At 49.6% G+C, this 16294-nt stretch carries 21 protein-coding genes and 1 rRNA gene (1 of these 22 only partly in view); 2 read left to right on the forward strand and 20 right to left on the reverse strand.

Annotated elements, in window-relative coordinates; translation table 11 throughout:
• From R70723_RS28250 to R70723_RS28260, 3 genes are all read right to left on the reverse strand, one after another.
• Positions 1 to 1320: ribosomal RNA gene (locus R70723_RS28250) — 16S ribosomal RNA — on the reverse strand (it extends 228 nt beyond the left edge of the window).
• Between the two features lie 359 nt (positions 1321 to 1679).
• A complete protein-coding gene (locus tag R70723_RS28255) occupies positions 1680 to 1910 on the reverse strand; it encodes a hypothetical protein (RefSeq protein ID WP_025336637.1) in 231 nt (76 codons plus the stop codon).
• Between the two features lie 246 nt (positions 1911 to 2156).
• A complete protein-coding gene (locus R70723_RS28260) occupies positions 2157 to 2756 on the reverse strand; it encodes a stage II sporulation protein M (protein WP_039877369.1) in 600 nt (199 codons plus the stop codon).
• A gap of 131 nt (positions 2757 to 2887) precedes the next feature.
• On the opposite strand from R70723_RS28260, the gene pdaB reads away from it, so the two are divergent.
• On the forward strand, positions 2888 to 3694 hold the full coding sequence (pdaB, locus tag R70723_RS28265; RefSeq protein ID WP_039877370.1) for a polysaccharide deacetylase family sporulation protein PdaB: 807 nt from the start codon (positions 2888 to 2890) through the stop codon (positions 3692 to 3694).
• A gap of 44 nt (positions 3695 to 3738) precedes the next feature.
• Here the strand turns inward: pdaB and R70723_RS28270 are convergent, their stop codons facing one another.
• Both R70723_RS28270 and R70723_RS28275 read right to left on the reverse strand, forming a co-directional pair.
• Positions 3739 to 4560 carry a PPK2 family polyphosphate kinase gene (locus R70723_RS28270; protein ID WP_039877371.1) on the reverse strand — a complete coding sequence of 274 codons (822 nt, stop codon included), beginning with the start codon at positions 4558 to 4560 and terminating at the stop codon, positions 3739 to 3741.
• Positions 4561 to 4728: 168 nt separating this feature from the next.
• On the reverse strand, positions 4729 to 5334 hold the full coding sequence (locus R70723_RS28275; protein ID WP_305954268.1) for a KinB-signaling pathway activation protein: 606 nt from the start codon (positions 5332 to 5334) through the stop codon (positions 4729 to 4731).
• Between the two features lie 121 nt (positions 5335 to 5455).
• Between R70723_RS28275 and gerD the strand changes: the two genes are divergently transcribed.
• Complete coding sequence (gene gerD / locus R70723_RS28280) at positions 5456 to 6154, forward strand: spore germination lipoprotein GerD (RefSeq protein ID WP_039877372.1); 699 nt, start codon at positions 5456 to 5458, stop codon at positions 6152 to 6154.
• Between the two features lie 61 nt (positions 6155 to 6215).
• Here gerD and R70723_RS28285 read toward each other — a convergent pair whose 3' ends face one another.
• The 15 genes from R70723_RS28285 to map form a co-directional block, all read right to left on the reverse strand.
• Positions 6216 to 7325, reverse strand: a complete 1110-nt coding sequence (locus R70723_RS28285) for an Mrp/NBP35 family ATP-binding protein (RefSeq protein ID WP_039877373.1) — start codon at positions 7323 to 7325, stop codon at positions 6216 to 6218.
• Positions 7326 to 7415: 90 nt separating this feature from the next.
• Positions 7416 to 8162 (reverse strand): N-acetylmuramoyl-L-alanine amidase CwlD, encoded by a 747-nt coding sequence (gene cwlD / locus R70723_RS28290; RefSeq protein WP_039877374.1) that lies wholly within the window; start codon positions 8160 to 8162, stop codon positions 7416 to 7418.
• Positions 8163 to 8238: 76 nt separating this feature from the next.
• Entirely contained in the window at positions 8239 to 9408 is a 1170-nt protein-coding gene (gene sat / locus R70723_RS28295; protein WP_039877375.1) for a sulfate adenylyltransferase, read from the reverse strand.
• 45 nt (positions 9409 to 9453) lie between these two features.
• Entirely contained in the window at positions 9454 to 10146 is a 693-nt protein-coding gene (locus R70723_RS28300; RefSeq protein ID WP_039877376.1) for a phosphoadenylyl-sulfate reductase, read from the reverse strand.
• 216 nt (positions 10147 to 10362) lie between these two features.
• Positions 10363 to 10755 carry a 30S ribosomal protein S9 gene (rpsI, locus tag R70723_RS28305; RefSeq protein ID WP_039877377.1) on the reverse strand — a complete coding sequence of 131 codons (393 nt, stop codon included), beginning with the start codon at positions 10753 to 10755 and terminating at the stop codon, positions 10363 to 10365.
• 20 nt (positions 10756 to 10775) lie between these two features.
• A complete protein-coding gene (rplM, locus tag R70723_RS28310) occupies positions 10776 to 11213 on the reverse strand; it encodes a 50S ribosomal protein L13 (RefSeq protein ID WP_039877378.1) in 438 nt (145 codons plus the stop codon).
• Positions 11214 to 11449: 236 nt separating this feature from the next.
• A complete protein-coding gene (gene truA, locus R70723_RS28315; protein WP_039877379.1) occupies positions 11450 to 12229 on the reverse strand; it encodes a tRNA pseudouridine(38-40) synthase TruA in 780 nt (259 codons plus the stop codon).
• Between the two features lie 319 nt (positions 12230 to 12548).
• The gene (rplQ, locus tag R70723_RS28320) at positions 12549 to 12914 is read right to left on the reverse strand and encodes a 50S ribosomal protein L17 (RefSeq protein ID WP_019908254.1); all 366 of its coding nucleotides are present in this window, start codon (positions 12912 to 12914) and stop codon (positions 12549 to 12551) included.
• 42 nt (positions 12915 to 12956) lie between these two features.
• Complete coding sequence (locus R70723_RS28325; protein WP_039877380.1) at positions 12957 to 13901, reverse strand: DNA-directed RNA polymerase subunit alpha; 945 nt, start codon at positions 13899 to 13901, stop codon at positions 12957 to 12959.
• A 131-nt stretch (positions 13902 to 14032) separates the two neighbouring features.
• Positions 14033 to 14428: a 30S ribosomal protein S11 gene (rpsK, locus tag R70723_RS28330; protein ID WP_039877381.1), complete on the reverse strand. Its 396-nt coding sequence runs from the start codon at positions 14426 to 14428 to the stop codon at positions 14033 to 14035.
• Positions 14429 to 14447: 19 nt separating this feature from the next.
• The gene (rpsM, locus tag R70723_RS28335) at positions 14448 to 14816 is read right to left on the reverse strand and encodes a 30S ribosomal protein S13 (RefSeq protein ID WP_039877382.1); all 369 of its coding nucleotides are present in this window, start codon (positions 14814 to 14816) and stop codon (positions 14448 to 14450) included.
• Between the two features lie 19 nt (positions 14817 to 14835).
• The gene (gene rpmJ, locus R70723_RS28340; RefSeq protein ID WP_003322638.1) at positions 14836 to 14949 is read right to left on the reverse strand and encodes a 50S ribosomal protein L36; all 114 of its coding nucleotides are present in this window, start codon (positions 14947 to 14949) and stop codon (positions 14836 to 14838) included.
• Between the two features lie 53 nt (positions 14950 to 15002).
• A complete protein-coding gene (gene infA, locus R70723_RS28345) occupies positions 15003 to 15218 on the reverse strand; it encodes a translation initiation factor IF-1 (RefSeq protein ID WP_018753971.1) in 216 nt (71 codons plus the stop codon).
• 2 nt (positions 15219 to 15220) lie between these two features.
• The gene (locus tag R70723_RS28350) at positions 15221 to 15529 is read right to left on the reverse strand and encodes a KOW domain-containing RNA-binding protein (protein ID WP_039877383.1); all 309 of its coding nucleotides are present in this window, start codon (positions 15527 to 15529) and stop codon (positions 15221 to 15223) included.
• Between the two features lie 11 nt (positions 15530 to 15540).
• Positions 15541 to 16293, reverse strand: a complete 753-nt coding sequence (gene map, locus R70723_RS28355; protein WP_039877384.1) for a type I methionyl aminopeptidase — start codon at positions 16291 to 16293, stop codon at positions 15541 to 15543.
• Between the last annotated feature and the right edge of the window lies 1 nt (position 16294).

The raw sequence follows: 16294 nt of genomic DNA on the forward strand, positions 1-16294 counted from the left end.
CAGCCTGCAATCCGAACTGAGACCAGCTTTGCTGGGATTGGCTCCACCTCGCGGCTTCGCTTCCCGTTGTACTGGCCATTGTAGTACGTGTGTAGCCCAGGTCATAAGGGGCATGATGATTTGACGTCATCCCCACCTTCCTCCGGTTTGTCACCGGCAGTCACTCTAGAGTGCCCAGCTTAACCTGCTGGCAACTAAAGTCAAGGGTTGCGCTCGTTGCGGGACTTAACCCAACATCTCACGACACGAGCTGACGACAACCATGCACCACCTGTCTCCGATGCTCCGAAGAGGGGCACTATCTCTAATGCTTTCATCGGGATGTCAAGACCTGGTAAGGTTCTTCGCGTTGCTTCGAATTAAACCACATACTCCACTGCTTGTGCGGGTCCCCGTCAATTCCTTTGAGTTTCAGTCTTGCGACCGTACTCCCCAGGCGGAGTGCTTACTGTGTTAACTTCGGCACCAAGGGTATCGAAACCCCTAACACCTAGCACTCATCGTTTACGGCGTGGACTACCAGGGTATCTAATCCTGTTTGCTCCCCACGCTTTCGCGCCTCAGCGTCAGTTACAGCCCAGAAAGTCGCCTTCGCCACTGGTGTTCCTCCACATCTCTACGCATTTCACCGCTACACGTGGAATTCCACTTTCCTCTTCTGTACTCAAGCCACCCAGTTTCCAGTGCGACCTCAGGTTGAGCCCAAGGTTTAAACACCAGACTTAAATAGCCGCCTGCGCGCGCTTTACGCCCAATAATTCCGGACAACGCTTGCCCCCTACGTATTACCGCGGCTGCTGGCACGTAGTTAGCCGGGGCTTTCTTCTCAGGTACCGTCACTCCGGTAGCAGTTACTCTACCGGACGTTCTTCCCTGGCAACAGAGCTTTACGATCCGAAAACCTTCATCACTCACGCGGCGTTGCTCCGTCAGGCTTTCGCCCATTGCGGAAGATTCCCTACTGCTGCCTCCCGTAGGAGTCTGGGCCGTGTCTCAGTCCCAGTGTGGCCGTTCACCCTCTCAGGTCGGCTACGCATCGTCGCCTTGGTGAGCCGTTACCCCACCAACTAGCTAATGCGCCGCAGGCCCATCCCTTAATGACAGATTGCTCCGCCTTTCATTCTCCCTTCATGAGAAAAAAGAAATTATCCGGTATTAGCTACCGTTTCCGGTAGTTATCCCAGGCTAAGGGGCAGGTTGCCTACGTGTTACTCACCCGTCCGCCGCTAAGCTTATCCCGAAGGATAAGCTCCGCTCGACTTGCATGTATTAGGCACGCCGCCAGCGTTCGTCCTGAGCCAGGATCAAACTCTCCAAATTGGTATTTAGAAAGAGCGATTGCTCATTTTGAAACATCTGACGAGAATTTGCATTCTCTACTTTTGAAATCACCAAGGTGATTTCCACTCACTCGTTGTTCAGTTTTCAAAGATCAATTTGTTTCTTTTCTTTGTCGTTTCGCTTGTCAGCGGCGACCTTTATAATATATCACAGTGTTATTCGTTTTGGCAAGTCTTTTTTTTGAAAAATGTTTTTTTCGTTTTTCCTTGCCTTGCGTTCTCTTTTTCAAAATCAAAAGGAGCGCGAGATATAATGTATCACGCACGCTCCTATTTAGTCAACTCTTTTTATAAAATTTATGGACAAGCACTCAAATCTACAGCCAGCAGCCCGGTAATTTAATGCTTGAACTGGGACGAACGCCCGCCCCATGCGTATTTGGACAGCTCCTTCTGCGGAGCAAACCGCGCGTACATGCGAAATACGGTTTTATATCGGTTAGCAATAGCATGCCTGATATTTTGGTCCAAGCGCTGATCACTTAAATCAAGAAGCATTTCGTCGAGCTCTTTACGCAGAACATAGTCCAGCTCCTTGCACTCCTTTTCATTGAACAACATCCCCAACATATGCTTGGCCTCCTTCATCATATTATAAAATCGAATTCTTGAGCGCTGCTGTTTATGTGTTAGAAGTTATCCAAGAATGGAGAAACTGTGCGTATACCCACTTACACTAGATTAACCGGAGCATAGGAACTATAACCATAATTGCTAAAAATTATCTTCATAGTCCGAGCACACACTGCGAGTTGCCTGATGTAAAGAATCTCCATATCCCAACAGCCTTAATGGTATGCTCAATTATCTGAGATTTTATGATAAAAGCGCTAATGTAATTGTACTCTCAATAATTGCGGCAAACAGCAGCAGGAGCACAATCCAGACCGAAGCGGTCAACGTCTGCCGCATAAATTCAGGCCAGCCGGTGTCCCCCGTCCTCCTCCCGAACATGCTCTTAACAACCCGGCCGCCAAAATGAAGCCCGAACGCGCAAGCGATAATAATAGCCGGAATTTCGATGATCCCGTGCGGAAGCAGCCCTTTAACTATAAGATCAAACAGGTCCACTCCCTGCAGGGCCGATAAGTGAATGAGATAGCCGATAACAGCACCGTTGATCAATAAAAAGAATGCCGGGATGATGCCAAACAATGCACCGAGAAAGATAACCAGTACGCTTTTGATGCTATTGTTCAAAAAGATGAAGGTGAAGAAGCTCCACTCCGGATTGTCCGAACTCATAAGCTCTCCGCTTATACTGCTTAACCCTTCAAGCTGCTGGGCAAGCAGCCGCTGCAGACTGTCTGTACTGATCCAGCCGAGCAATCCCCCCGCCAAAAAGAGTATGAGCGCCAAAAGCAGCGCCCTCCGGATCGTCCTTAGATCTTTGATGAATCTTGAAAACGCAAACATAAAGGCCTCCTATATGGTTTAGTACAAGCTGTTAAAGAGATTTCTGGTGTGAATGAGGTCATAAGCGTTAGGTACGAGCATACATTTAGAACAAACAAGCCATTTCGCAATGGGAGAGGAGCGCTGCTAGTATGAATTCTTTTTATGTATTCAGCGGCAAAAAGATAAAACGATTCATCTATATCTTTGCCGCTGCGCTTTTGGCCGCTGGTGTTGTATACGTGGAAAGGGGCAATATTACCGTATTTTCCGATGCCCAAGCCCCGTCTGCCATTTACAGTGTGCCAACGCAAAAGAAGCTGATCGCTTTAACGTTCGACATTAGCTGGGGTGAAAAGCGACCTGAACCGATTCTGAAGGTGCTGGAGGACAAAAAGGTAGATAAGGCTACCTTCTTCTTATCCTCGCCGTGGAGCAAAACACATCCGGAAATTGTCACGAGCATTAAAGATGCAGGCTTTGAAATCGGAAGCCACGGGCATAAGCATGTTAATTACAGCACCCTCAACAATGAGGAGATCCGGACGCAGATTTCCACGGCCCACACCGTATTGACTGAATTAACAGGCAAAGAGCCTAACCTGATCCGCATGCCGAATGGTGATTTTGATAAAAGGGTGCTCCAGGTAGCCACTGATCTGGGCTACAAGGTCATCCAATGGGACACTGACTCTCTGGACTGGAAAAACATCGGTGTAGACAATATCGTCAACCGGGTCACCACCAAAGCTCATCCCGGAGATATCGTTCTCCTTCATGCCAGTGATTCCTGCAAGCAGACCCATGAAGCCCTCCCCCGGATAATCGACAATCTACGCGCCCAGGGGTATGAGTTCGTCACTGTATCCGAGCTGATTAGCCAAAGCAGCGCCGAAGGCACCGAAGTCCGTGATTCCGCTTCACTGAATAAGGGGCTGGAAGACGCCGCAGGAATGTAGTCCGTCCTTACACCTGTCCGTACCGCAATGTCCGGCTTCTGCTGTCAGTGACGCGGGGAGATAAGCTCTGATATATCGGGCGTCGGAGTATCCAGCTTAGGATAGCTCAGATCGAGACTCTCCAGTGTTTTGACTACAATCGACAAAGCCAGATAATTGCGGTACCACCGGTGATTGGCCGGAATCCAGTACCAGGGTGCCTGCTCAGTGCCGGTCTCCCGGAAAACATCTTCATATGCCTTTTGATAATCATCCCAGTATTCCCGCTCCTGCAGGTCACTGGCATCGAACTTCCAGTGCTTCGTCGGATCATGAAGCCGCTCCTGGATCTTTTCAAGCTGCTTTTCCTTCGAGATATGCAGGAACAGCTTAATCACCGTCGTACCCTCTTCCACCAGCATTTCCTCAAACTGGCGGATGTAGCGGAAGCGTCGTTTCATATCTTTCTTTTTGAGGCTGCCATGCACCCGGGGTACAAGGACATCTTCATAATGGGAGCGGTTGAAGGCTGCGATATAGCCCTTAGGCGGGGTCTTCATATGCACTCTCCACAGGAAATCGTGGGCCTCCTCCTCAAGAGACGGCTTTTTAAAGCTGGTAACGATAAAGCCCTGAGGGTTAATGCCGGAAAAGATATGCTTCACTGTTCCGTCCTTCCCGCTTGAATCCATCCCCTGCAGAATGACGAGCAGCGAATGCTTTTTTTGGGCGAAAAGGATATCCTGCAGCTCGGCTAGACGTTCCTTCAGCTTTTCCGTTTTGGCTACTGCTTCCTGTTTGGAGTCAATTTCACCGCGTTCCGACGGATCGAGCCTGCTCAGAATGCTTTCACTTGTGTCTTTTATCATATAGCGCTTAATGTTCATATATGCCCCTCCCTGCTTACTGATTTCAGTTGCGGCCGGCGGTACGGTCATTAGCTTGTTTATGTAAGCTGTTCTTTAAGATTAACCTTTCTGATTTCATTTTAATCGCGCTGGAATGAACAAGAAAACCCCGGGCTCTTTCTTTGAGCACTGGGGTTTTGGTGCGGATTATTGAAATAACGGCTGCGGTTTAAGGATGCGGTGAAGTCTTAAAATCTGGAACGCATTACAGGCAATCAGCGGAAGAACAATAAATACAGTCGCATTGTCTACACCGATCTGAAGCACGCCTATCGTCTCCACAATGGTGATGGCTGTCATGAAGAAAAAGGTCGGGATTGCCGCGGCCGCCTTCGTGCTGCGCACCTTGAAATAGGTCACGATAACGGCTGCAGCGAATATTCCGCCGCCCAGAGCCAGATCAGCTCCGCCTGCTTCTGTTCCTCCGAGAAACGCCCGCAGGAAGACCAGCTCCAGCAGCGCCAGAACAGCCAGTACCAGCTGTATGTACTGCCATACTTTACGGGAAAACACGCCGCTGCCCATGTAGTTGAGAATCAGATAAGCGAAAAATCCCAGCTGTGCGTAAACGCTCACAAGCATTCCTGAGCCAAGCAGTATAAGAAGGTACAGAAGCAGATCTGCCGTGCTTTTAAAGCTTATGCCGCCATTTACAGCCTGCAGTAAAAGTCCCGTCAATCCGGCTGCGGCAGCGCCTGTCAGAAGTGTCGTCCAGAACAGGTGATACCATTTCCTTATACTCAGCCAATCCACCTCCCCTGTGTCAGATTTATTTTACCAAGCCTGCCGTCAAAAAACCATAAGCTCTGCGTTATAACCTGTGACTCCGTGCGGCATACTACCCTCAGGATTCCTATAAAGGAGGGCAGCGCCAATGAAGTGGAGGAGTTTGTTGTCTGGAGGCCTGGTGTTAAGCCTGGTACTCACCTTAACCGCCTGCGGAGGAGAACAGAGCAGTTCTTCCAGCCAAATGGGATATAAGGAAATGAAGACGATGGTTGTCGATATATTAAAAAGCGATGAGGGCAAAAAGGCTGTCGAGGAAGCCCTGACCTCTGGCTCCGGCTCTGAAGGCAGCAGTGTCAGCGGACTAAGCATGAAAATGATGCCGCTGCAGACTACGGAACAGATCAGGATCGCGGTTAAGGATACCATCACAGCCCCGGAGTATCAGAAGGAAATCGAGAAGATTATGACCGACCCGACCTTTGCGGGCGAGTTCGCCAAAGCCATCAATACCCAGAGCAAGGAGCTGCACCTGCAGCTGATCAAGGACCCGACTTATCAGAAATCCGTCGAAGAGATCATGAAATCGCCTGAAATGATGAAAATGTTCCTGGATCTTACCAAGACTTCCGATTACCGAAAGCAGTCAATGACCATTATGCAGGAAGCAATGCAGAATCCGCTATTCCGTATGGAGGTGCTGGGGCTGCTCAAGACAGTTGTCCAGGACGAGCTGCAGCCTAAGGTCCAGAAGAAGGGCGAGGAGAAAGAGGGCGGGTCCGGCGGCGATCAGGAAAGCGGCGGTGACAGCTCGAAGCAGGAGGGCGGAGACGATTCCGGCTCTTAAGCAAAAGAGGCTTATCCCTTTATTGTGGATAAGCCTCTTTTTTGGGATTCACTCGCCTTGCTTACTGTTCGTACTTGGCAATCAGCCTGTCCGCAACCTCTGCAAACAGCTGCGCGGTCTTGGTCTCCGTCTTGTATACTGACGGCGAAAAGTCCGGCTCCGAAATATGGTTATCCGGTGCGCCCAGCGGCACCTGGGCCAGCAGCTCCGTATGGAGTGTCTCGGCCAGCCTAGCACCGCCGCCGCGCCCGAAGATATACTCCTTCTGTCCGCAGGCGGAGCATTCATAATAGGCCATGTTCTCGATGACACCGAGCACCTCATGATTGGTCTGCAGTGCCATAGAGCCCGCTCTGGCCGCTACAAAGGCTGCTGTAGCATGAGGGGTGGTCACAATGATCTCCTTGCTGTGCGGAAGCATCTGGTGCACATCCAGCGCCACATCACCTGTACCTGGAGGAAGATCCAGCAGCATATAATCAAGCTCTCCCCAGCCTACATCACTGAAGAACTGGCGGAGCATCTTGCCGAGCATCGGGCCCCGCCAGATCACCGGACTATTTTCACGGATGAAAAAGCCCATCGACATTACCTTTACTCCAAAGCGCTCCACCGGAATGATCGTTCCGTCCTCCACAACCGGCCCTTCCTCAATTCCCATCATATCCGGAATACTGAAGCCGTAGATATCGGCATCAATCAGTCCTACCTTTTTGCCCTTGCGTGCCAATGCCACCGCAAGATTGACGGTCACAGTCGATTTGCCGACTCCTCCCTTGCCGCTGGCTACTGCTATGAACTTTACACCCGAGTTCTCATCCAGCAGCTCGTGGTCCTCAAGGCCCGCTGCGTGCCCTTTTAGCGCTGTTCCCTGTTCTTGCTCCTGCTTGTCCGCCGTGCTGTCTCCGCGAAGAATAGAGCGCTCATAATCGGTAGCATTGCGCAGCCTGATATGAATGTTCTGGACTCCTCCTTCGGTCAGCAAGTCACGTACCTGCTGCTCCAGCTCCATCCGGCTAGCATCCTCTTCCTCAAGACAGACGATCGATAACGAGATTCTGTCTTCTTTGACCATAATGTCCCGTATCAGCTGCAAATCAATAAGGCTTTTTCCGGATTCGGGGTCGGTAAGCGGCTGCAATAATTCCTGAATTTGTTCCCTGGTCTGCATGGAAAGCACCTCTGTTTCTTTCCGGAAGGGTAAGGCTCCGGATTTTGGTCTTATTATAGCATTACCCTTCAACGGATGAGTAGTCCCAGCTCACGGCTGCTCCGCTGCATAGGCCAGAATTCCCCGGTAAATGCTCGTAGCCACTTTCCGCTGGTACACATCATCCCCAAGCAGAACTGACTCCTCAGGGTGTGAGAGAAAGCCTACCTCTACGAGCGCCGCCGGCATTTTCAGCATTTTCAGCAGATAGACTGTATTTACGGTTTTGGCGACACGGCTCGTATTCTCCAGCGTATTCCGCAGCTCATCCTGAATGAAGCCGGCCAGCGCCTTGTTTCCATCGTTGGTCGGATAGAAGAATGTCTGCGCGCCGCTCCAGCGGTTTGATGGCACACTGTTCATATGTATGCTTATGAAAAGGTCTGCCCCATCCTCCTCGATATTTCTGACCCGCTGCTTCAGATCCTCAGTTTTCCGCTTGGAGTAGCCCTTTGTTGCTTCACCAGCCAGATCATAATCCCCCTCCCGGGTCATGACCACAATGGCTCCAGCCTGCTGCAGATAGTCACGCAGATAAAGGGATACGGACAGGTTGATGTCCTTCTCGATCAGCCCGTTTTTGCTGACTGCCCCTCCGTCGGGCCCGCCGTGCCCGGCATCAATAGCGATGATTTTACCGGAGAGCGGCAGGCTCCAGTAGTTCAGCGTCTTCGCAGTAGGCATATCATAAGCTATGATGCCGATCATCACTGCCAGCAGCAGCACTCCTAGCACACTTTTTTTAATGCTGCTCCAGGCAATCCAGACTGAGACCTTTCCTTCCTTCCGGCCAGACATAACAAAGACCCCCTCGTCCCGATAGATTCTACTCATCTATATGGGACAAGAGGGCCAAATAGTACTGGCTCTTAATTTAGACGTTAACCTGCTCAGACATTCCCTCAATCAGAATCTCTGCAACTTCAGGCCGGGTGAACTCCGGAGGAGGGCACTTTCCTTCACGGAGCAGTCCGCGCACTTTGGTACCGGATAATGTCAGATGCTGTTCAGCCGGATGCGGGCAGGTTTTGCTGGAAGCCATATTTCCGCATTTTACGCAGAAAAAGCTGTGCTCGAAGAAGAGCGGTGTAATACCCAGATCCTCAGCCGTAAAGTTCGAGAAAATCTCCTGCGCTTCATAGGTGCCATAGTAATCGCCTACTCCGGCGTGGTCACGGCCGACAATAAAGTGTGTGCAGCCGTAATTTTTGCGGACCATCGCATGGAAAATCGCCTCTCTCGGGCCCGCATAACGCATTGCCGCCGGGAATACCCCCAGGAAGGTACGGTCCGCAGGATAGTAGTTCTCCAATAGCGCCAGGTAGCTCTTCATCCGTACATTGGCAGGCACGTCATCTGATTTGGTCTCACCTACCAGCGGATTGAGGAACAGGGCGTCTACAACCTCCATAGCACACTTCTGGATGTACTCATGGGCACGATGGACAGGATTGCGCGTCTGGAAGCCTACAACCGTTCTCCAGCCCTTCTCAGCAAAAATCCTGCGGGTATCGGCAGGGTTAAAATAAAACTCTCCGAACTTCTCCGGCTGCGGACGGTTCAGCACTCTGATTGGTCCCCCTACATAGGTTGACGGACGGGCCAGCAGTTTGCTTACACCAGGATGGGCAGGATCGGTTGTTTTGAATACATTCTGTGCCTCGACCTGCTGATCCACACTGTAGATACTCTCAATATCAAGCAGACCGTAAATGACGCCATCCTCTTCACCGATGAGAGAGACGGTATCCCCTACCGCGAGGCCGGATGCCGCTTCCTGCTGCACAGCAAGGGTAATGGGAATACTCCACACTGTGCCGTCGGATAGACGCATATTGTTCACTACCGAGTGGTAATCTGCTTCATTCAGGAAGCCGGTAAGCGGGGAAAACGCACCTACACCAATCAGATCAAGATCGGATATCGTCCATGAATTAATTGCAATCGATTTGTTCTCTGAGGCTTGCTGCAGCAGCTCTTCTCTCTGCGCTCCCTCCACAATACGCTGAATCAGTGTTCCTCCGTGTGGAAGTATTGACGTCATCTGGGAACTCTCCTCCTGTATGTTAACATTTATATGAGTGCCTAATTATTTATGAAGTCCGCATTCTGTCTTCTCGTTACCTGACCATCTGCCGGCGCGCGGGTCTTCACCCGGCATAACAGCCCGTGTGCACTGCTCGCAGCCGATGCTCGGGAAGTTACGGTCATGCAGCGGGTTATACACGACATTGTTAGCCCGGATATAATTCCATACATCCTCAGATGTCCAGTCAGCGATCGGATTAAATTTCACAAGTCCGAACTTATAGTCGTACTCTACCTTTTTAGAATTGGCACGCGTAGGCGCCTGGTCACGGCGGATACCGGTAATCCATGCCTCATACTGTGACAAAATCCGGGTCAGAGGCTCCACCTTACGGATTGCGCAGCATTGGTTAGGATCAACACTCCAGAGATTATCGCCATATTGCTGAATCTGCTCATCGACGGAGATCTGCGGCGAGACCCTTACGAACTCCATCCCGTATTTATCAGCCATAACATCTCTTGTCTCATACGTTTCTTTGAAGTGGAAATCTGTATCCAGATAGAACACATCCGTCGACGGACTTACCTTTTGCAGCATATCGACAAGCACTACATCCTCAGCCCCGAAGCTGCAGGCAAAAGTGATATTCGGAAAAGTCTCTACCGCCCAGCGGATAATCTCCTCGGGTGAAGCATTCTCCAGTTCTTCAGCCTTAATCTTGATCAGATCCTCTTTCTCAAGCAGATTCATTATAGTATTCCTCCATCCTGATATCTAAAAAAGTGCCCGGTCCGTCAATTCCAACTATTCTTATATGGAATAGTATAAGCGATCCACAGCCGAAGTCAACACTTTTATCCATTTTGGGTTAAAGTGCTGTAATGGAATAAAACTTATCATTCAGGAGAATATAAAAAGCCCCTGGCCCATAAGGGCCAGAGGCTTGATTCCTTGAGAAAAGGAATATTAACGTTTCGAGAACTGTGGAGCGCGACGAGCAGCTTTGAGGCCGTATTTCTTACGTTCCTTCATACGTGGGTCACGAGTCAGGAAGCCGGCTTTCTTCAGCGTACCGCGGTATTCAGGGTCAACTTTGAGCAATGCACGGGAGATCCCGTGACGGATTGCGCCAGCTTGACCGGAAATGCCGCCACCGTGTGCAAGTACGATTACATCGTAGCTGCCCAGTGTTTCAGTCAGGTTCAAAGGTTGTCTTACGATCATCTTCAATGTTTCAACACCGAAGTAATCATCCATCTCACGTTTGTTAATGACAATGCGTCCTTCACCCGGTACAAGGCGAACACGTGCTACCGAATGTTTACGACGACCTGTCCCATAGTATTGTACTTGTGCCATGAAACTGTCCTCCTCTATTCTTATCCGCGAAGTTCGTAAACTTCAGGTTTTTGTGCTGCATGTGGATGCTCAACGCCTGCATATACTTTAAGTCTCAGCTTCATGTGGTCACCTTGACGAGTCTTAGGAATCATACCGTGTACAGCAGATTCAATTACGCGCTCAGGCTTAGTCTTCAGCAGCTGATCAGCAGTTGTTACTTTCAAACCGCCTGGGTGCATCGAGTGACGGTAGTATTTCTTGTTCTGCAGCTTCTTGCCTGTCAGGTGAATCTTCTCAGCGTTGATTACAATAACGAAATCACCAGTATCAACGTGTGGAGTGAATTGCGGTTTGTGTTTGCCACGGATCAGAGCAGCGGCTTCGCTAGCCAGACGACCAAGTGTTTTGCCTTCGGCATCAATGATGTGCCAATTGCGTTCAACTTCGTTCGGCTTCGCCATATAGGTGGTACGCATGAATGTTTCCTCCTTGTTCTCGTACGAAAATCATCTGTTTCGTATATCTAATTTCTCATTGGAATTACGATTAAGTTAGTTAAGTAAAGCTTGTTGGTTGGCATTTTCCTGATCGGGGCTGTGGGATAGCCATCAAGAAAACACAACTTTTATATTACAGCATAACCCTGATAAGTGCAAGTGATTTTTAGTCCGTATCTCATATATTTCTGTAAAAAACACATGGTCCGAATCGTCTATTCATTGTCCTCATCATATTCCACGCTCCAGAGCGCCAGTCCCTTGGCAACTGCTGTAGGACCTGCTGCAGCTCGATCGCATACCGCCAGAATATCTGCAACCTTGTCCGCATGGTACTTACGTTCGCCAACCTGAATCAGCGTTCCCATAATAATACGGACCATATGCTGCAAAAAGCCGCTTCCGGTAATAAAAGTATGAATAACACCCTGGTCATCTGAGCCCGGCCGGCACATACTCCGGTCAATCTCCATATGTGCTTCAAAGATCGTCCGCACATGAGAGGTCTTAGTAGACTTCCGCGAAGCAAACGAAGTGTAGTCATAGGTGCCCACAAGATGCGCCAGTCCCTCCTGCATAGCTGTTACATCAAGCTTCAAGGGGTGATGGTGCTGCCAGCGCCGCTGAAACGGGTCGGGAAACCGGTTCCCGTTAATCGTGTACCTGTAGGTTTTACGCTTAGCTCCTCTGCGTGAGTGGAACGATAGCGGAACCTCCTTCGCCTCAGTAACAACGATATCCTGCGGTAGTCTGGCGTTAAGCGCCAGACACCAGCGTCCCAGCGGTATTTGCGAGGAAGTCAGGAAGTTGAACGGCTGGCCGTAAGCATGGACTCCCGCATCTGTCCTTCCCGAGGCTGTGATCTTCAGCGCCTCGCCGGTCAGATGAAGAATTGCCTGTTCCAGCCTGTCCTGAATCGTATTGCCCTGAGGCTGGGTCTGAAAGCCATCATAATGGGTTCCGTCATAATTGACCTTCATCAATAGATTGCGCATTCCATTCTTCCTTTCAAGCTGCTGCTCAGCTCACTTAACCGTAATTCATTTTCACAAGTAGAAACGGCTCAGCCATCCTAAACAGGACGGTAGCCGTTTCTGCGAGAAATATAAGGATGATTTACAGCGTAAAACATCCTTATACTTAAAAAAAAGAGCCCCGGCGGGAGCTCCTTCTACTCTTTACAAGGTGATTCCCGCGGTTATTGATACAGCAGGGCCTTATCGCCCCTGCAGTACAATAACAATAATACTTACTGCTCAATCTCCGGAGATCATGAACTTAAAGAGTACAAATCGGAAATCATGACTTGTATTACTACGCGCGGTCTACCAGTTCAAGATAAACCATAGGCGCAGCATCGCCACGGCGAGGTCCCAGCTTCAGGATACGAGTGTATCCGCCTGGACGCTCTGTGTAACGAGGAGCAATATCAGAGAACAACTTTTGGATTGCATCTTGCTCACCGTCTACAGTCTCACGACGAACAAATGCAGCTACTTGACGGCGAGCATGAAGATCGCCCTTCTTAGCTTTAGTGATCAGTTTCTCAGCGATGGAACGAACTTCCTTCGCTTTGGCTTCCGTTGTCTGGATGCGCTCGTATAGGAACAGATCCGTTACCATGTCACGGAACAATGCTTTACGCGCACTGGAATCACGGCCCAATTTTTGGTATGCCATTTGTTTTCCCTCCTTCACTCAAGTACTCAAGCAATTGAATTACTATTCTTCTGTACGAAGACCCAAACCAAGCTCTTCAAGCTTCTCTTGAACTTCTTCCAAAGATTTGCGGCCCAGGTTACGGACCTTCATCATATCTTCTTCAGTTTTCGTAGTCAGCTCTTGTACGGTATTAATACCGGCACGTTTGAGGCAGTTGTAGGAACGGACAGAAAGATCCAGCTCTTCGATTGTCATCTCAAGCACTTTTTCTTTTTTGTCTTCTTCTTTTTCAACCATAATTTCGGCGTCCTTCGCTTCATCCGTAAGACCTACGAATAAGACGAGGTGTTCGTTCAAAATTTTGGCTCCGAGGCTTACAGCCTCTTCCGGTCTGATACTTCCATCTGACCAAACTTCCAGCGTCAGCTTGTCATAGTTAGTCACTTGTCCGACACGAGTGTTATCAATGACATAGTTTACGCGGGAAATTGGAGTGTAGATGGAGTCAACTGGAATTACACCAATTGGCTGATCGTCGCGTTTGTTCCGGTCTGCTTGGACATAGCCGCGACCACGGCCTGCAAAAATTCGCATGTGAAGTCTCGCGCCAGGTCCCAGCGTTGCAATATGAAGATCCGGATTTAGGATTTCAACATCGCTGTCCGCGCGGATATCACCGGCGGTAACAATGCCTTCACCTTCAGCATCAATCTCGAACACTTTTTCTTCGTCTGAATGAATCTTCAGAGAAAGAGCTTTAAGGTTCAGGATGATTTCCGTCACATCTTCCATTACGCCAGGAATGGTCGAGAACTCATGCAGAACGCCGTCAATTTGGACCGAAGTCACTGCGGCTCCCGGCAGGGAGGACAGCAGAATCCGGCGAAGCGAGTTCCCCAGAGTCGTGCCATATCCACGTTCCAGCGGTTCAACTACGAATTTCCCATAGGTTCCTTCATCATTGGCTTCTACGGTCTCAATTTTCGGCTTTTCGATTTCTATCACGAGTGTACCCCTCCTTCAAACGTCGCTCCTATATGAAACTGTCACCCCATCAGGTGCATCATGTAGTATGCCTAAACACCTATTATTAGCAGATGCGTCAGAATTATACCACAATCACAATTCTGATTTCACTATACGCGACGACGTTTTGGCGGACGGCATCCATTGTGAGGAACCGGAGTTACGTCTTTAATGAGGTTTACTTCAAGACCAGCGGCCTGAAGGGAACGGATGGCAGCTTCGCGGCCCGCACCCGGTCCTTTAACCATAACTTCAACGGACTTCATGCCGTGTTCCATAGCTGCTTTAGCAGCAGATTCGGCTGCCATTTGCGCTGCAAATGGAGTCGATTTACGGGAACCTCTGAATCCTTGACCACCGGAGCTTGCCCAGGAAATTGCATTTCCGTGAGGATCCGTGATCGTAACGATAGTGTTATTGAACGTGGAACGGATATGTGCCACGCCAGACTCGATATTTTTCCGGTCGCGACGTTTTGTACGTACGACTTTTTTCGGTTTAGCCATTGTCTCTTATCACCTCTTCTTATTTCTTTTTGTTTGCTACCGTACGGCGCGGGCCTTTACGGGTACGAGCATTGGTTTTAGTACGTTGACCGCGAACAGGCAATCCACGACGGTGACGAACACCGCGGTAGCAGCCGATCTCAGTAAGACGCTTAATATTCAAGGAAATTTCACGACGAAGGTCACCTTCAACCTTGACCGATTTGTCGATCGTTTCACGCAGTTTGCTGACTTCATCTTCCGTCAAATCACGGACACGTGTGTTAACGTCAATGCCTGTTTCATTAAGAATTTTCTGGGAAGTCGTTTTACCGATTCCGAAAATATAAGTCAAGGCGATCTCAACGCGTTTGTCACGTGGCAAATCCACACCAGCTATACGAGCCATTTTACGCTACACCCCCTTCTTAACCTTGTTTTTGTTTGTGTTTCGGATTTTCGCAAATTACCATAACAGTCCCTTTGCGGCGGATGACTTTGCATTTTTCGCAAATGGGCTTCACAGAAGGTCTTACCTTCATGTTAATTACCTCCTCAAAGTTTTGCGAAGCAAAACTTTCGTTGTAGTTCCCATCTATTTACGGTAAGTTATACGGCCTTTTGATAAATCATAAGGCGATAACTGCACGACCACTTTGTCTCCGGTTAGGATACGGATAAAGTGCATCCGCAATTTCCCGGACACATGGGCAAGAATTTGATGACCGTTCTCAAGCTCAACCTTAAATGTTGCATTCGGCAACGGCTCAATGACCGTTCCTTCCACCTCAATGACATCTTCTTTAGCCACAGTTAGTCTCCTTTCTCATGAGCACTTATTCCAGCTGGATCTCCATATTTCATCACTGCGAACCGCAGCTTTCCATTGGTTACCCGGCCGGTTTCTTCCAAACTGTTCACAACCTCACTGCTTATGAAGGGTATGAGCTCCAAATGCTGAATATTCTTCTTCTTCGGCCCGTCAAACTTTCGTTTGTCCCCGTCAGCAATGAATACAAACCTGCTATCAACAACTGCGATAACAACGGCAGCCTCTCCGGCATCCTTGCCTTTGAGAATTCTCACGATCTGACCAACCTGCGGGCTGCTCCCGGTATTCACGTGAAGATCACCTACGCATTCAGTTTTGTGAAAATTTCCATGCCGTCCGGTGTAACTGCTACTGTATGCTCAAAATGAGCACAGAGTGAACCATCTACCGTAACGACCGTCCAGTTATCTTCCAGAGTTCTGACATATCTGTCCCCTGCGTTCACCATCGGCTCAATCGCGAGTACCATACCCGGCTTCAGACGTGGTCCGCGGTCCGCTATGCCATAGTTCGGAATTTGCGGTTCTTCATGCAGTTTTGCCCCGATGCCATGGCCAACATACTCGCGTACGACGGAGAATCCGGCGTCCTCGATATACTGCTGGATCGCATGGGAAATTGTAAACAAGCGCACATCCGGCTTAACTAACGCCAGTCCTGCGTACAAGGAGCCTTCAGTGACGTCCAGCAGACGCTGAGCCTCATCAGAAATGCTGCCTACTCCGTAGGTCCAAGCGGAATCACCGTGATAACCGCGGTACTCAGCACCAATATCCAGCGTAACAATGTCGCCTTCGATTAGTTTGCGTTTGCCCGGAAATCCATGCACCAATTGTTCGTTAACTGAAGCGCAAATGCTGGCAGGAAAACCGTTGTAACCCTTGAAAGACGGCACTGCACCTTGACTGCGAATGTATTGATCGGCGATTCTGTCGAGCTCTCCGGTAGTGATTCCAGGCTCAATGGCCTGAGCAATCAGCCGGTGACTCTCGGCAACAATACGGCCAGCTTCCCTCATAAAGGCAAGTTCCTGTTCGGATTTACAAATGATCATT

The organism is Paenibacillus sp. FSL R7-0273, assembly GCF_000758625.1.
Taxonomy (GTDB): Bacteria; Bacillota; Bacilli; order Paenibacillales; family Paenibacillaceae; genus Paenibacillus_AQ.

Coding starts and splice junctions, on each gene's coding strand:
- rpsI (WP_039877377.1), bottom strand. CDS start 10,755: ATGGCACAAGTACAATACTATGGGACAGGTCGTCGTAAACATTCGGTA.
- R70723_RS28285 (WP_039877373.1), bottom strand. CDS start 7,325: ATGCAGACCAGGGAACAAATTCAGGAATTATTGCAGCCGCTTACCGAC.
- R70723_RS28255 (WP_025336637.1), bottom strand. CDS start 1,910: ATGTTGGGGATGTTGTTCAATGAAAAGGAGTGCAAGGAGCTGGACTAT.
- gerD (WP_039877372.1), top strand. CDS start 5,456: ATGAAGTGGAGGAGTTTGTTGTCTGGAGGCCTGGTGTTAAGCCTGGTA.
- truA (WP_039877379.1), bottom strand. CDS start 12,229: ATGCGCAATCTATTGATGAAGGTCAATTATGACGGAACCCATTATGAT.
- R70723_RS28300 (WP_039877376.1), bottom strand. CDS start 10,146: ATGAATCTGCTTGAGAAAGAGGATCTGATCAAGATTAAGGCTGAAGAA.
- rplM (WP_039877378.1), bottom strand. CDS start 11,213: ATGCGTACCACCTATATGGCGAAGCCGAACGAAGTTGAACGCAATTGG.
- rpsK (WP_039877381.1), bottom strand. CDS start 14,428: ATGGCTAAACCGAAAAAAGTCGTACGTACAAAACGTCGCGACCGGAAA.
- sat (WP_039877375.1), bottom strand. CDS start 9,408: ATGACGTCAATACTTCCACACGGAGGAACACTGATTCAGCGTATTGTG.
- R70723_RS28270 (WP_039877371.1), bottom strand. CDS start 4,560: ATGAACATTAAGCGCTATATGATAAAAGACACAAGTGAAAGCATTCTG.
- rplQ (WP_019908254.1), bottom strand. CDS start 12,914: ATGGCATACCAAAAATTGGGCCGTGATTCCAGTGCGCGTAAAGCATTG.
- pdaB (WP_039877370.1), top strand. CDS start 2,888: ATGAATTCTTTTTATGTATTCAGCGGCAAAAAGATAAAACGATTCATC.
- map (WP_039877384.1), bottom strand. CDS start 16,293: ATGATCATTTGTAAATCCGAACAGGAACTTGCCTTTATGAGGGAAGCT.
- R70723_RS28260 (WP_039877369.1), bottom strand. CDS start 2,756: ATGTTTGCGTTTTCAAGATTCATCAAAGATCTAAGGACGATCCGGAGG.
- cwlD (WP_039877374.1), bottom strand. CDS start 8,162: ATGTCTGGCCGGAAGGAAGGAAAGGTCTCAGTCTGGATTGCCTGGAGC.
- rpmJ (WP_003322638.1), bottom strand. CDS start 14,949: ATGAAGGTAAGACCTTCTGTGAAGCCCATTTGCGAAAAATGCAAAGTC.
- rpsM (WP_039877382.1), bottom strand. CDS start 14,816: ATGGCTCGTATAGCTGGTGTGGATTTGCCACGTGACAAACGCGTTGAG.